The sequence below is a fragment of the Starkeya sp. ORNL1 genome (assembly GCF_012971745.1).
Taxonomy (GTDB): domain Bacteria; phylum Pseudomonadota; class Alphaproteobacteria; order Rhizobiales; family Xanthobacteraceae; genus Ancylobacter.
In genome coordinates, this window is record NZ_CP048834.1 from 2,462,965 (window position 1) to 2,476,983 (window position 14,019).

The 14,019-nt window shown below is 65.8% G+C and carries 11 protein-coding genes, 1 tRNA gene and 1 pseudogene; 10 read left to right on the forward strand and 3 right to left on the reverse strand.

Features of this window, described 5'->3' with window-relative positions:
- Positions 1-26 precede the first annotated feature (26 nt).
- The 9 genes and pseudogenes from G3545_RS11870 to G3545_RS29685 all read left to right on the forward strand — a co-directional run.
- On the forward strand, positions 27-2,165 hold the full coding sequence (locus G3545_RS11870; RefSeq protein ID WP_246702883.1) for a heavy metal translocating P-type ATPase: 2,139 nt from the start codon (positions 27-29) through the stop codon (positions 2,163-2,165).
- Positions 2,162-2,311: a cbb3-type cytochrome oxidase assembly protein CcoS gene (gene ccoS, locus G3545_RS11875; RefSeq protein WP_170012799.1), complete on the forward strand. Its 150-nt coding sequence runs from the start codon at positions 2,162-2,164 to the stop codon at positions 2,309-2,311. Before G3545_RS11870 ends, ccoS begins: the two co-directional genes overlap by 4 nt.
- Positions 2,311-3,435 (forward strand): hypothetical protein, encoded by a 1,125-nt coding sequence (locus G3545_RS11880; RefSeq protein ID WP_170012801.1) that lies wholly within the window; start codon positions 2,311-2,313, stop codon positions 3,433-3,435. The genes ccoS and G3545_RS11880 overlap by 1 nt, the downstream gene beginning before the upstream one ends.
- Before the next feature lie 108 nt (positions 3,436-3,543).
- Positions 3,544-4,629, forward strand: a complete 1,086-nt coding sequence (locus G3545_RS11885) for an ABC transporter ATP-binding protein (protein ID WP_170012803.1) — start codon at positions 3,544-3,546, stop codon at positions 4,627-4,629.
- Between the two features lie 111 nt (positions 4,630-4,740).
- Positions 4,741-5,718 (forward strand): ABC transporter substrate-binding protein, encoded by a 978-nt coding sequence (locus G3545_RS11890; protein ID WP_246702791.1) that lies wholly within the window; start codon positions 4,741-4,743, stop codon positions 5,716-5,718.
- Entirely contained in the window at positions 5,708-7,423 is a 1,716-nt protein-coding gene (locus tag G3545_RS11895; RefSeq protein WP_170012805.1) for an iron ABC transporter permease, read from the forward strand. Before G3545_RS11890 ends, G3545_RS11895 begins: the two co-directional genes overlap by 11 nt.
- Before the next feature lie 505 nt (positions 7,424-7,928).
- On the forward strand, positions 7,929-9,050 hold the full coding sequence (locus tag G3545_RS11900; protein WP_170012807.1) for a DegT/DnrJ/EryC1/StrS family aminotransferase: 1,122 nt from the start codon (positions 7,929-7,931) through the stop codon (positions 9,048-9,050).
- Positions 9,047-10,039 (forward strand): SDR family oxidoreductase, encoded by a 993-nt coding sequence (locus G3545_RS11905; protein WP_170012809.1) that lies wholly within the window; start codon positions 9,047-9,049, stop codon positions 10,037-10,039. Before G3545_RS11900 ends, G3545_RS11905 begins: the two co-directional genes overlap by 4 nt.
- Before the next feature lie 62 nt (positions 10,040-10,101).
- Positions 10,102-10,230: pseudogene (locus G3545_RS29685) on the forward strand (IS3 family transposase); the annotation flags it as partial.
- A gap of 355 nt (positions 10,231-10,585) precedes the next feature.
- Here G3545_RS29685 and G3545_RS11910 read toward each other — a convergent pair.
- From G3545_RS11910 to G3545_RS11920, 3 genes are all read right to left on the reverse strand, one after another.
- A tRNA-Arg gene (locus G3545_RS11910) sits at positions 10,586-10,662 on the reverse strand.
- A gap of 91 nt (positions 10,663-10,753) precedes the next feature.
- Positions 10,754-11,968: a glycosyl hydrolase gene (locus G3545_RS11915; protein WP_246702792.1), complete on the reverse strand. Its 1,215-nt coding sequence runs from the start codon at positions 11,966-11,968 to the stop codon at positions 10,754-10,756.
- Between the two features lie 58 nt (positions 11,969-12,026).
- Positions 12,027-13,568, reverse strand: a complete 1,542-nt coding sequence (locus G3545_RS11920; RefSeq protein ID WP_170012813.1) for a HAMP domain-containing sensor histidine kinase — start codon at positions 13,566-13,568, stop codon at positions 12,027-12,029.
- A gap of 306 nt (positions 13,569-13,874) precedes the next feature.
- Between G3545_RS11920 and rpmH the strand changes: the two genes are divergently transcribed.
- Entirely contained in the window at positions 13,875-14,009 is a 135-nt protein-coding gene (rpmH, locus tag G3545_RS11925; RefSeq protein WP_170012815.1) for a 50S ribosomal protein L34, read from the forward strand.
- Positions 14,010-14,019 lie beyond the last annotated feature (10 nt).

The following is a 14,019-nucleotide window of genomic DNA, read 5'->3' on the forward strand; positions in this document are numbered from 1 at the left end:
CGGACTATTCCGCCTGCCTGCGTCGCATGGACGGCGGAGGCACCGGCATGGATTTCGCCGTCGAGGGCATCGACTGCGCCGCCTGCATCAACGAGATCGAGGATGCGGTGGCCGTGCTTCCCGGTGTCGAGCAGGCGCGGCTGAACTACACCTCCCATCGCCTGGCCATCGTGTGGCGCTCCGAGGCGCTGGCGAACCCGCCCGCGGTGTTCGGCGCGCTCGCCACTGCGGGCTATCGCGCCCATCCGTTCGAGACCGGCAGCGCCGAGGAGATCGAGTCCGCCCGCGCCCGGCATCTGCTGCGCTGCCTCGCGGTGGCCGGCTTCGCGGCGATGAACATCATGCTGCTCTCGGTCTCGGTGTGGTCGGGCAATGTCACCGACATCACCCCCGAGACGCGCGACCTGTTCCATTGGCTCTCCGCACTGATCGCACTGCCGGCCGCGGCCTATGCCGGCCAGCCCTTCTTCCAGAGCGCGCTCAGGGCCATCAAGGCGCGCGCGCTCAACATGGACGTGCCGATCTCGCTCGGCGTGCTCCTCGCGCTGGCCGTCTCGGTCTATGAGACGCTGAACCATGCCGAGCATGCCTATTTCGACTCGGCTATCATGCTACTCTTCTTCCTGCTCACCGGCCGCTATCTCGAACACGCCATGCGCCGGCGCACCCGCGCGGAAGCCGGCAACCTCGCCGCACTGAAGGCTGCGCTGGCCAATCGCGTCGAGCCCGACGGCGCCATCGTCGCCATGCCGGCGGCGGCGGTGAAGCCGGGCGATATCGTGCTGGTGCGCCCGGGCGAGCGCGTGCCGGTCGACGGCATCGTGCTCTCCGGCGTCGCCGGGGTGGATGAGAGCCTCGTCACCGGCGAGACGCTGCCGCGCGCCTTCACCGCGGGCGCCACGATCCATGCCGGCAGCCTGGTGCATGACGGCACGCTGCACATCCGCACCACCGCCGCCGGCACCGGCACCTTCATCGAGGAAGTCGAGCGCCTGCTGGAAAACGCCGCGAGCGCGAAGAGCGGCTATGTGCGCCTCGCCGACCGCGCCGCCCGGCTCTATGCGCCGGTGGTGCACGCCACCGCCGCGCTGTCGCTCGCCGGCTGGCTGATCGCCGGCGCTTCCCTGCACGATGCGGTGCTGATCGCCGTCGCCGTGCTCATCATCACCTGCCCCTGCGCGCTGGCGCTCGCGGTGCCGGCGGTGCAGGTGGTGGCAGCCGGAGCGCTGATGCGGCGCGGCGTCCTGCTGAACTCGGGCGACGCGCTGGAGCGCCTTGCCGAGGTCGACACCGTGGTGCTCGACAAGACCGGAACACTGACATTGCCGGAGCCCGGCTTGAGCAATGCTGAAGCCGTGCCAGGGCATTTGCTGGAGATTGCCGCGCGGCTCGCAATGTCCAGCCGCCATCCGCTCGCCCGGGCGATTGCCGCCGCGTTGCCCGATGCCCGCCCCTACGAGATCGTGCGCGAATATCCCGGCGCCGGCATCGAGGCGCAGGTCGGTGCGCTCACCGCGCGGCTCGGCAGCCCGGATTTCTGCGGCGCTGCCGATCTCGCCACCGATGCCGACGGCTCGCTGATCGCCGTTCGCCTCGGCGAGGAGCGCGCCATTCTCGCGGTGCGCCAGCAGCTCAGGCCCGACGCGGCGGAAACCGTGGAGCGCCTGCGCGCCGCCGGCGCGGGCCTGTCCATACTCTCCGGCGACCGCGACGCAGCGGTGGCCCCGGTCGCCGCGGCGCTCGGCATCGGCAGCTGGCGCGGCGGCGCGCGGCCGGCCGAGAAGATCGCCGTGCTCGACATGCTGAGGGCCACGGGTCACCAGGCGCTGATGGTCGGCGACGGGTTGAACGACGCGCCCTCGCTCGCCAGCGCCTATGTCTCGATGTCGCCGATCACCGCCGCGGACGTCACCCAGGCGCAGGCCGATGCGGTGTTCCTGGGCGCCAGGCTGGCGCCGGTCGCCGACGCCGTCGCCGTTGCGCGGCGGGCGAGACTGTTGATGCGGCAGAACCTGCTGATTGCCGTCATCTACAATCTGTTTGCCGTGCCGCTGGCCGTCGCCGGGCTGGTGACGCCGCTGATCGCCGCGCTCGCCATGTCCGGCTCGTCCGCCATCGTCACGCTGAACGCGCTGCGCGCGAATGCGGGAAAGGATGCACCATGAACGTCATCCTCTATCTCCTGCCGATGGCGCTCGGGCTCGGCCTCACCGGTCTCGTCGCCTTCCTCTGGTCGCTGCGCACCGGCCAGTATGACGACATGGAGGGCGCCGCCGTGCGTGTCCTCGAAGACGATGATGTGAGGCGGTGATGCCTCCCTTCGCTGGACCGGCCCGTGCCGGGCATCTCGGCTGCGCCTGCCCCGAAGACGGCGGGCTGCGGCTGCGCAAGGCGCTCCCCGAGGGCACGCTGCTCGCAGGCTTCGCGCTCGTGGTGCTGGCGCAGGCGCTCACCCTCGGCGTGCTGCCGCTCGCCGGCGCCATGATCGCGCCGCGCGCCGCACTCGCCGGCTGGCCGATGGCGGCGTTCTTGCTCGGCGCCGCGGCCGCAAGCTTCCCGGCCAGCCTGCTGCTCGACGCCTTCGGCCGCCGCGCCGCCTTCGCCATCGGGGCCGGGCTCGGCGTCGCCGGCGGGCTGGCGATCGCGCACGCCATCCTCGCGCAGGTTTTTCCGCTGCTGCTCATCGGCGCGATGTGGCTCGGCGCCGCGCAGGGCTTCGGCATGTTCTACCGCCACGCCGCGGCTCTCGGTGCCGCCCATGGCCGCTCGGCAGCGGCGATTGGCCGGCTGCTCGCGGCCGGCGCCATCGCCGGCCTTCTCGGTCCCGTCCTCGCCCAGGGCGCCGAGCAGCTGTTCCTGCCCTATACGCTGGTCGGCACCGCACTGGTCGCGACAATCGCGCAGCTCGGCGTGCTTGCCGCCGCCGTGCTGCTGCCGGCCGCAAGCGCGGTGGTGACCGACGATAGCGCCGAGCCGGCGCCGGCCATGAGGCTGCGGGATCTCGCGCTTCCGACCCTGATCGGCGCCCTCGCATGGGCGGCGATGGCCTCCTCCATGGTCGCCGCGCCGCTGGGGTTGGCGACCTGCGGCGTTGCGGTCGGCAGCATCAGCGGCATCGTCGCCTGGCATGTCGTCGCGATGTACGCGCCGGCGCTCGCGGCCGGCATGCTGGCCGAGCGCCTGGGTGTCGTCCGCCTCGCCCTGGCGGGTGCGGGTATCGCGGTCGCGGCCGCCGTGGCGGCGCACGCGTCGAGCGGAATAGTCCCGCTGACCGCGGCCTTTCTCGCCGTCGGCGTGGGCTGGTCGGTGGCGACCTCGGCGACGACGGCCTGGCTCCACCGCGCGGCCACCCCGGCCCGCGCCCATCTGGGGTTCCATGACGGCCTGTTGCTGCTCGGCGCAACGGCCGGAGCGTTGCTGGCGAACGCAATTTAGCCGTATCACTGCCGTGCGTTGATCGGGCGCAATTCCCGACATCCATCGGTCATCGATCTGTCGTATCCGCACCGGATCTGCTCGCACGGCCAGCTGGAGGCGCTCCTTGTGCCGCGATTGACAGCCAGGAACCTGACCAAGACCTTCAATGGCCTTCCTGCCGTCGACCAGGTGAGCTTTGCCATTCCCGACGGAGCGTTCCTGGCGCTGCTTGGCCCCTCCGGATGCGGCAAGACCACGCTGCTGCGCATCATTGCCGGGCTCGAGCAGCCCGACCATGGCGAGCTTTTCTTCGACGATATGGCCGTCGTCGGCCCCGGTGGCATGCTGCCGCCGGAAGCCCGCAAGCTCGGCATGGTGTTCCAGTCCTATGCGCTGTGGCCGAACATGACGGTGCGCGGCAATATCGAATTCGGGCTGCGGGCCCAGAAGCACCCGCCGGAGGAACGGCGGCGTCGGATCGCGGAGGTGCTGGAGGTGGTCGGCCTGAACGGCTTCGAGCTCCGTCGCCCGCACGAGCTTTCCGGCGGACAGCGCCAGCGGGTGGCGCTCGCCCGTTCGCTGGCCATGCGTCCGCGGCTGATCCTGCTCGACGAGCCGCTCGCCAATCTCGATGCGCATCTGCGCGAGGCGATGCTTGCCGAGTTCCGCCGCATCCACTCCGTCACCGGGGCGACCTTCATTTTCGTCACCCACGACCAGGAAGAAGCGATGGCCGTTGCCACCCATTTGGCGGTGATGAATCGCGGCGGGCTCGAGCAGGTCGGCACGCCGGAGGAACTTTACCTGCGCCCCGCGACCGAAATGGTGGCGCGGTTCATCGGCAAGGGCCGTACGCTGCCCGTCGAGGTTCTGGCGTCGGAAGCCGAGCTTTGCACCATCGGCCTGGCCGGCGCGGAGTTGAAGGTGCCGGGCCAGGCGCCTGTCGGGCCGGGCTGGTTGTGCCTGCACGCCCCCGACCTGAGGGCTGTGGCGGAGGACGGCCATCTGCGCTGCCAGGTGGTGAACCAGATCTTCCAGAACGGGTGCTATGCGAGCCAGCTCATGCCGCTCGGCATCGACACCGACACGATCAGCCTGCCGCTGCCCGGGCGCCTGCCGCAAGGGGCCGATGTCGAGATCACGATATCCGGCGGCTGGGTGATCCCGCGGCAAGCCTCGGCTTCCCTCGTCGGTGGATATGAATTCGCCTGAGATGCGCATGACGGGAAGCGTCACCGCATCGTAATAGAACTGTGCTCGATGCATCGCACGTCGCCACTATCGACGGCGCCCCGAGCGTCCATACGCAGGAGATCAGCGGTCATGTTGTTTCGTCGCGCCATTCTCTCCGCAGCGTTTCTCGCAGGCGCCATCCTTGCCGCCAATGCCGAGACGATCACCGTCTACACGTCGCAGCCGCAGGACCAGATGGCTGCCGTGATCGCGGCATTCAACAAGGACTATCCGGATATCAAGGTCGAGCTGTTCCGTTCCGGCACGACCGAGGTGATGGCCAAGCTCCAGGCCGAGCAGGTCGCCGGCAAGAGCCCCGCCGACGTGGTGCTGATCGCCGATACCGTCGCCATGACGCAGCTCAAGAATGACGGCCGGCTCTACGCGCTGAACGACCTGCCGACGGAGGGCATCGCGCCGGAGGTCATCGACAAGGACAAGACCTATTTCGGCACCAAGCTGATCACCACCGGCATCGTCTACAACACCAATCTGGTGAAGACGCCGCCCCGGTCGTGGAACGACCTGCTCGTGCCGGACGTCGCCAAGCGCCTCATCATGCCGAGCCCGCTCTATTCGGGCGCGGCGGTGATCCATCTCGGTACCATGCTCCAGCAGCCGGAGTTCGGCTGGACCTATTTCAAGACGCTCGCCGACAACGGCGCCGTCGCCGGCCAGGGCAACGGCACGGTGATCGAGGCGGTCGCCCGCGGCGAGAAGGCCTACGGCATCATCATCGAATACATGGCACTGAACGCCAAGGCGAAGGGCTCGCCGGTCGATTTCGTGTTTCCCAAGGAAGGCGTGAGCACCATCACCCAGCCGGTGGCGATCCTGAAGGGCACCGACGCGCTCGAAGCCGCCAAGACCTTCGTGAAATGGCAACTCTCCCGGACCGCGCAGGAACAGGCCGCCAGCCAGGGCTATTTCCCGGTCCTCGAGGGTGTCGCGCCGCCGGCCGGCTACCCCAAGCCGAGTACCCTCAAGGTTTTGCCGGCGGACAGCAACGCGATGCTGCGCGACGACAAGAAGAACAAGGAAACCTTCGCCGACCTCTATGGCGGCTGAGGCACCAGGCGTCCCCATCACGCCGGCGAACCGTCTCTGGACCGGCGAGCGGCTGCTGGTCGCTCTCGTCCTTGCCTATGTGCTCTTCACCACGTTCTGGCCGCTGGCACGGCTGTTTTCCGCCGGGCTGCAATCCGGCGAGGACGGGGCTTTCCTCGGCGTGATGCGCGAGACGCTGGCGAACCGGGCGACCGGCCGCGCCTTGTGGAACTCGCTCATCACCTCCGGCCTTTCCGCGCTGATTTCGGCGGTCCTCGGGGTCGCGCTCGCACTCGCCCTCAGCCTGCTCAGGCTGCGCACCCAGGCGGTGCTGGTGTTCCTGATCCTGACGCCGCTGATCGTGCCCTCGCAGACCATGGCGCTGGCGTGGATCGAGCTTTTCGGCTCCGGTTCGCCGGTTCTCGGCCCGCTCGGGCTGGCGCCCGCGCCGGGCACGGCCAATCCGCTCTATTCGGCCGGCGGTATCGCGCTGGTGATGGGCGTGGAGCACATGCCGCTGGTCTTCATCGCGACGCGCGCCGCCTTGCGCTCGGTACCGGCCGACCTGGTCGAGGCAGCGCGCATCCTCGGCATTCCCAACCGCCGGATCGGCACCGGCATCATCCTGCCGATCGCGCTGCCGTCGGTGCTGGCGGGCTCGCTGCTCGCCTTCACGGCGGCGATCGGCAATTTCGGCGTGCCCGCCCTGCTGGGCATTCCCGGCCGGGTGTCGGTGCTGACCACTCTGATCTACCAGCGGCTCAACGGCTTCGGCGCTTCCGCGGCCGGACAGGTCGCGGTGCTGGCGATCCTCATGACCGCCATCGCCGCCGCAGCGCTCGTGCTGCGCCATGTCACGATGCGCCGCCTTTCCGCGCCGCTGCCGGCCGGCAAGCCGTTCGAGGCGACGCGCCGCGCGCCGGTGATCGAGGTGCTGATCTGGGCGCTCGTGCTGCTGATCGCGATCGCCCCGTTGCTGGCGCTGACGATGACGGCGCTGCTTCCGGCCATCGGCGTGCGCTTCGGCCTCGACACGGTGAGCCTCGCCCAGTTCGCCCGCGTGCTCGGCAACGACGCAGTTCGCCGGGCCTTCGTCAATTCGCTTTTCCTGGCGGGTCTCTGCGCACTGATCTCGATGGTCGTCTCGGTACCCCTCGCCTATCTCGTCGTCCGGCGTCCGAACTGGCTCGTCAGGGCGATCGACGTGCTGGTGGAGGCGCCGTGGGTGGTGCCCGGTACCGTCGTGGCGCTCGCAATGATCCTCGCCTTCCTCAAACCGCTGCCGCTGATCGGCGTATCGCTCTACGGCACCATGGCGATCCTGGTCGTCGCCTATCTCGCGCGGTTCCTGCCCTTGGTGTTGCGGCCGGTCACAGCGGCGGCGCAGACCGCGGACCCCGCGCTTGACGAGGCCGGCCGCATCGTCGGAGCGGGCCTGTGGAGGCGGTTGGCGTGGATTTTCCTCCCCCATGTCCTTCCTGCCGCCATCGCCGGCGCGATCCTCGTGCTCATGACGGCGCTGAACGAGCTGACGCTGTCGGCGCTGTTGTGGTCGTCGGGCAACGAGACCATCGGCGTCATGGTGTTCGCGCTGCAGTATGAGGGCAATTCAACGGCCGCCGCCGCGGTGGCGATGCTTTCCGCCGTGATGGTCTTCGCCATTTGCGGGCTGGCGAGCGCGTGCGCGCGCTGGCTCCCCGACAATGTGCTGCCGTGGCGGCGATGAATCGAGGCGATGCCCGCACCGGTACGCGGGACGGCCATTGACGCTGCCGGCGGCAGGGCCTTCGGCGAACCCGACGCTGCAGTGAAAAAGCCGATCACGAGCGGCGGGCAGGCCGTCAATGGGCGGTAGCCAGATCCGCCTCCTCGTTAATCGGCGCCAGTCTCATCACCAATGCGCGATCTTGTGCAAAATCCGCCGAGGCCCTAATCGTCGCCGGATGACGAAGCGACGGCAGGTCAGCGTCGGGTTCATATCAATTTTAATTTCGACATAAATCATCCTGTAAAATCAAAATAGAACTATTCAACACAATTCATTCGCAGCTTCTGCGTCCAACAAAGATAATTACAAAATCCTCAACATTTTCGATTCGTCTCATCTGGCGCGAAGATTTTTACATATTGACGAGACGTCACACTAATAGCTACCTTGCATCGCAACATACTGAGAATTTACCTTCTGCGTAAGCAACTCTAAGCGTGTGTGCTATACATTGAAAATACCGTTGATTAATCCCGATCTGCCACGCATCGATCAGGTCAAAGACTCCTTCGACGAAATTTTGAGAAACGGGAAGATCACAAATTTCGGAAAATTTGTGAGGGATTTCGAAGCAAAGACGCATGAATACCTGGGCGTTGAAACGGTCTCCCTCTCATCTGGTACGGTCAGCCTCATTTTCGGGCTGCAGGCGCTGGGACTTCAGCCCGGAGAGAAAGTGATTATTCCGAGCTTCTCATTCGTCGCGACGGCCCAGGCGGTACTTTATGCCGGCGGCATTCCGATATTTGCCGAAGTCGAAGATGATCTGAATGTTTCCATAGATGACGTCGAACGTCTGCTTTCCGAGCATGACGATGTCGGAGCCGTTATCGCCGTTCATATGTATGGGCTTCCGGCGAAGGCGTCGGATCTCGAAAGAATAGTCTCCGCCGCGTCGGAACGTAGAAACAAGAAAATTTCCCTGATCTTTGACGCTGCGCACGCATTTGGCTCCGCGCAGGATGGCCGCAGGGTTGGCTCGTTCGGCGATATGGAGGTCTTTTCACTCTCCGCGACCAAGGTATTGGTAGCCGTTGAGGGCGGATTGGTTGCGACAAAGCATCCGGCGACCGCAAATCGGATTCGCAACATGCGAAATTATGGAATTTCATCGAACTATAACGCTCACTTTTCCGGAGTTAATGGGAAAATGAGTGAATTCCACGCCATTATTGGACTACACAATATTCAACACATTGACGAATTACTCGAGATTCGCCAGGTAAAAGCACGTAACTTCCGGAAAATTATAGCCGAAAATACGCAATTCGGGTTGATCGAATGGCCGGAAGACACCATTCACACCATCAAGGATTTCACGGTCCTTGTTCCCGAGGAAAGCGACCCCGGCTATCGCGATCGCCTCACGCGCTATCTCGGCGACAACGGGATCGAGACACGGTCTTACTTCTACCCGCCGATTCATGAGCAGGAATATTTCAAGACCTTCTCAACGCGAAAACTTCCCCAAACTGAATCCTTATCGCGAAGAGTTTTGACCCTTCCTTTCTATACGAGCATTACCGACGAGCAAATGGGCTACGTAACTGAACACTTATGCCATTTTGAGCGTGAATTGTCATGAATATACTCGTAACAGGCGGGGCAGGATATCTCGGCTCTGTCCTTGTTCCCAATTTATTGATGCGCGGTCACAACGTTCGCGTCATTGACATCGGGTACTTCGGCCTCAGCCATTTGCGTGGATTAACGTCGCAAATGGAGTTGATTGGCAGTGATCTCACACGCATAAACTCCGATAAGAAGTTTCTTGAGGATCTCCTTGATAAGCAAGACTGCATCATCCATCTTGCTGCCCTGTCCAATGACCCTTCGGCAGAGGCATATCCGAGCCTGACCTATGCTTTGAATTTTTATACGACATCGATTCTTGCCAAAGCCGCGAGGGATCGAGGTATCCGCTTCGTATTTGCCTCTTCCTGCTCGGTTTATGGCGAAAATGACGGCGAACTCATTGAAACGTCGTCTGTAAACCCACGGACGATATACGCGCAGTCGAAGTACGATGCGGAGAATGAATTGCTCCGCCTGGCGTCCGCATCATGGCGGCCGGTGATCCTGAGATGCGGCACCCTGTTCGGCTTCTCCCGGCGCATGCGCTTCGACCTCGTCGTCAATGTTTTCAGCCTCTACAGCACGCTTCATAACCGGATCAGGGTTTTTGGCGACGGGCTTCAATGGCGCCCGTTTCTCAGCGTCCAGGACTGCGCGCGCGCCTTCATGCTCACTGCGGAGACGAAAAATCTCTCCTTCATGATCTATAATGTCGCGAACGAGAATCTGCGGATTTCCGAGGTCGCGAATACATTCAAGCGCATCAACCCATCCTTGCAGGTTACCTACGTTCCGACCCAGGACCCGGATCAGCGCGACTACAGGGTTTCGGCGAAACGCATCGCCGATGAAGGGTTTTACCCCCACCTCAAGGTCGAGGCCGGCGCCAAGCGCGTTGCCAGCGCCATAACGCAAGGATTGATCAACGATCCGGAATCAAGCCGCCATAACAATCTGAAATGGCTAAGAGAACTGAATACGAAAGCCGAAGCTCTCTGAATGCCCGGCGGCGCTACGGGTAGAAGCCTGACATGAGTAGGCGCCGTCCCTCGGTAATCCACGCGACGTAATACAATCGGCGCTCCCGCTACGGTGGGATGGAGGCGTCCGACGCTCGCAAGCTGAAGACGATCGAGGGACGAGAACCCAAGCTCGAGAAACTCCTGGCGGAGTCGATGCTGGACGTCGCCCACGCTGCGCGAGGCTCTCGGAATGAATTCATGGCCCTCCCGGCCGGCGCAAGGATCAGCGGCGTTCTGATCGTTCCGGCCTGCATAGTTGCATCCGGTCTCGCGAGTGAGCCGGTGTTGCGGCCAGGCCAAGACGAGATCCGCGCGCGGCCCCTCCCGAATGATCCCTTGATGTTGTCGCGCACCCGGCACGATGCAAACGTGCAACCGTTGCCTTCAGGGAGCCGAGATCATTGCGGAGGAGCCGGACGCTGGGCTCCACCCTCGGAAGCGCCCCTGTCAGCGAGTGCGCCGCCCTGATGCGGCCCTGTCGGATTTTTCAGATACCGCTATCGACCTAGGTCTTTGAGATAATTGGCGCGCCCGAAGAGATTCGAACTCCTGACCCCCAGATTCGTAGTCTGGTGCTCTATCCAGCTGAGCTACGGGCGCTCTTTGCAGTCGCCGTGGCGGCGATGCGGCGGGGGTGAACCCCGCGAGGCCCGTCAGCTACCCCGTTTCGCCGAGCAATGCAATATCCCCGTCAGCGTATCTCGAAGGGAAGATTTGCCGTCGCCGCCGCCCCGCGCCCATCGCGCAACTCAATGAAGATGCGGTAGCGGCCCGGCGGCAGCGCGCCCACACTGGCCCCGGTGAGCCCTGATTTGTCCACAGAAGCGGGGAATGAGCGCGGGCGCTCCTCGGCGTCGCCACCGACGCTACGCACCGTGCTCTCCGCCATGATCTCCCAGCGCGCATCCAGCGGATCGCCATCCGGATCGTTCGCGCTCAGCAGCACCGAGCCGCCCTGCCCGGCCGGCCAGGAGGCAAACGGCGCGTTCGGATCATGGGCGAAACGCAGCTCGGCAATGCGCGGCGCGTGGTTGCCGCCCGGCGTAGCGCCGCCCCAGTTTTCCGCCATCGCCTCCGCGGTCTCGGTCCATTCGCCGGTGGCTAGGCGCAGGCTGTGATAGGAGGGCGTCACTTCCTGCTTCTGCCCCCAGAGAAACACCAGCGTGCCGATATCGGCATCGCCCAGCGCCTTCAGATAGCGGCGGAACTCGATGGCCTTCTGGGTCGAGGTCAGCTCGTAGGGCGCGCCCCAGGGCGTGGTCGCGGCCTGCCAGTGGCCGCGCGCGCCCATCTCGGTGATGACGATCGGCCCCAGCCAGCCCTGCTCCCGCGCCCGGCTGCCGACGCTGTAGAGCCCGTCGCCATAGGCATTGACGCCGAGCACATCGATGTGCGGCGCCAGTTCCTTCACCTTGCGGGCCTTGTCATTGCCGACCTCGGCGACGACGGCCATGGTGGGATGGGCGGGATCGAGAGCCTTCACCCGCCTGGCCGCCGCCTCGATGGCCGGCCAGATTAGCGTGTCGTCGCTGATGTCGACCTCCACCTCGTTGCCGATGCCCCACATCAGCAGCGCCGGATGGTCGCGGTATTTCCCGACGATGGCGGAGATCTCGGCGAGCTGGCGCTCGACGAAGGCACGGTCCTTGTAATCCGCGCCGAGCCGGGGGTGGCCGAGCCACAGCCCGGCAATCACCTTCAGCCCGGCCCGCTCGGCGGCGTCCAGCGCCGGGCCGGGATCGCCGCCATAGGTGCGGACCGTGGTGCCGCCGAGTTGCTTCAGCTCGATGAGCGGCCCGTCGCCGGCTGCGCCGCGCACCGGGAACGTCTTGCCGTCGACGATCACCCGGTCGCCTGAGATCGAGACGTTGGAGGCGGCGGCGGAGGCGATGGCACACGCGCTCACGAGACACGCGCCAAGAGCGGCGGCGACGAGGATCCGCCGAAATATTCCCGGAATTGCATCAGCCATGCGCGCGTCGCATGCGGCGGGCTTCGAGGTCCACCGGCCGGTCCGGCACGGTGAGCTGGAAGGTGGCGCCGATGGTGCCGGTCACCAGCCTTATGTCGCCGCCATGGGCGCGCATCAGCTCAGCGGCGATGGCGAGGCCGAGCCCGGTGCCGCCGCGACGGGTGGAGCCGTGGAACGGCTCGAACAGATGCGCCTGCGCCCGCTCCGGCACGCCCGGCCCGGTATCGGCCACCTCGATCACCACGGTGGCGCCCTCGCGCCGGCCGGTGACGCGGATCTGGTCGCGGTCGGGGTCGTTCGGTGCCCGCGCCGCCAGCGCCTCGCCGGCATTGCGGCTGAGGTTCAGCAGCACGCGGAACAGCTGGTCGGGATCGGCATCGACCGTCAGGCCGCGCTCCACCGATTCGACGAAGCGGATGGTGGGGGCGTCCGGCGTCTCCTGCCCGGCCTCGCTGAGGCCCAGCGTGTCGCGCACGTCGCGCACCAGGCTCGCGACCTCGACCATGCGGCGCTCCGGCGGCGGCTCCTGGGCGCGGCCATAGGCCAGCGTGTGCTCGCAATAGGCGATGGCGCGGTCGAGCGCGACGACCAGCTTCGGCGCGAAGCGCTGCACCGCAGGGTCGCGTATGGCGGCGAGGCGGTCGGAGATCAGCTGCACCGAGGAGAGCAGATTGCGCAGGTCGTGATTGATCTTCGACACGGCGAGGCCGAGCGCGGCGAGGTGGTTCTTCTGCTGCAGCGTATCGGCGATCTGGCTCTGCATGACGACGAATTCGCGCTCGGCCTGGCCGATCTCGTCGAGCCGTCGCGGCTCTTCCGGCGGCACCGGCGAGCTCTCCGGGCTTTCGCGGAAGGCGATCATGCGCTGGGTGAGCCGGCGCATCGGGCGCACGAACATCATGGCGAGACCGAAATAGACCAATGCCGCGGTAAGCGCGGAGATCGCCAGCGAGACCAGCAGGATGTTGCGCGAGAATTGCAGCATCGCCTTTCGCAGCGGTGTCTCGTTGATCACGATCTCGACGAAGCCGCCGCCGCGCGGCGGGGTGCCGACGGCGCGGATGATGCGGCCGTCGCCGGCGAACAGCGTGTCGAATGCCTCGGACACCGCGGTGAGCGGGCCGATGTCACGCAGATCGGTATGGTGCGAAACGTCCGGCGGCATGTCGGAGCTGGCGAGCAGCCGGCGGGTATTGTCGCGCTTCAGGGCGACGGTAATGGCGCCGACGCTGTGCAGCAGTTCGCGGGTGAGCTGTGGCGAGACCATGCCGTCGGGTGCGGCATCGAGCACGAGGGCCGCGGTGCGGGCGCCGGCGAGGCGGTCGGAGATCCAGTTCAGGCGATAGACGGCAATGGAGGGCACATAGATCATCACCTCAGCCAGCAGCACGAAGGCGAGGGTGAAGAGCAGCAGTTTGCCGGACAGGCCAATATGCGGCAGGCGGCGCTTGCGCACGCGCGGCGCCCCCTCCGGCGGCGGGTCGCCCGCCGGGAAGGATTCGGTCCGGTTCACAGGTTCCGAACGGGCGTCCATCTCACCACTACCTAGGCGCCCGCAACGCGGTTCGCCATATCGTGATCGGTGAGGTCGCACATTTTATTGGCGCGAGCGTGGCGGACGTGCAGGAACGGCCTGCCCGAGCACCCTCTTCGTTCATGTCCGCGGGATGACGGAACGATTGACTTGGCGCCACCCCACCCCTATAAGCCCGCCAACCTCGGACGCTCGGCGACCGGGTTGCCCCCCGCTTTTGCGTAGGCGCGTCGCGAGAAATCGCGGAGCCCGCGCGTCGAAAGGGCAGCCGGCCCAGGCGGAACAAACAACTGCGGAGACTGACCCGTGAAGCGCACTTATCAACCCAGCAAGCTCGTGCGCAAGCGTCGCCACGGCTTCCGTGCGCGCATGGCGACCCGTAACGGCCGCAAGATCATCGCCGCCCGTCGGTCGCACGGCCGCAAGCGCCTGTCCGCCTGATCTCGACGGA

Bases quoted from the DNA above. Each gene is read 5' to 3' on its own strand.
- G3545_RS11905 (WP_170012809.1), top strand. From the start codon at position 9,047: ATGAATATACTCGTAACAGGCGGGGCAGGATATCTCGGCTCTGTCCTT.
- G3545_RS11890 (WP_246702791.1), top strand. From the start codon at position 4,741: ATGTTGTTTCGTCGCGCCATTCTCTCCGCAGCGTTTCTCGCAGGCGCC.
- G3545_RS11895 (WP_170012805.1), top strand. From the start codon at position 5,708: ATGGCGGCTGAGGCACCAGGCGTCCCCATCACGCCGGCGAACCGTCTC.
- G3545_RS11920 (WP_170012813.1), bottom strand. From the start codon at position 13,568: ATGGACGCCCGTTCGGAACCTGTGAACCGGACCGAATCCTTCCCGGCG.
- G3545_RS11880 (WP_170012801.1), top strand. From the start codon at position 2,311: ATGCCTCCCTTCGCTGGACCGGCCCGTGCCGGGCATCTCGGCTGCGCC.
- G3545_RS11870 (WP_246702883.1), top strand. From the start codon at position 27: ATGGACGGCGGAGGCACCGGCATGGATTTCGCCGTCGAGGGCATCGAC.
- ccoS (WP_170012799.1), top strand. From the start codon at position 2,162: ATGAACGTCATCCTCTATCTCCTGCCGATGGCGCTCGGGCTCGGCCTC.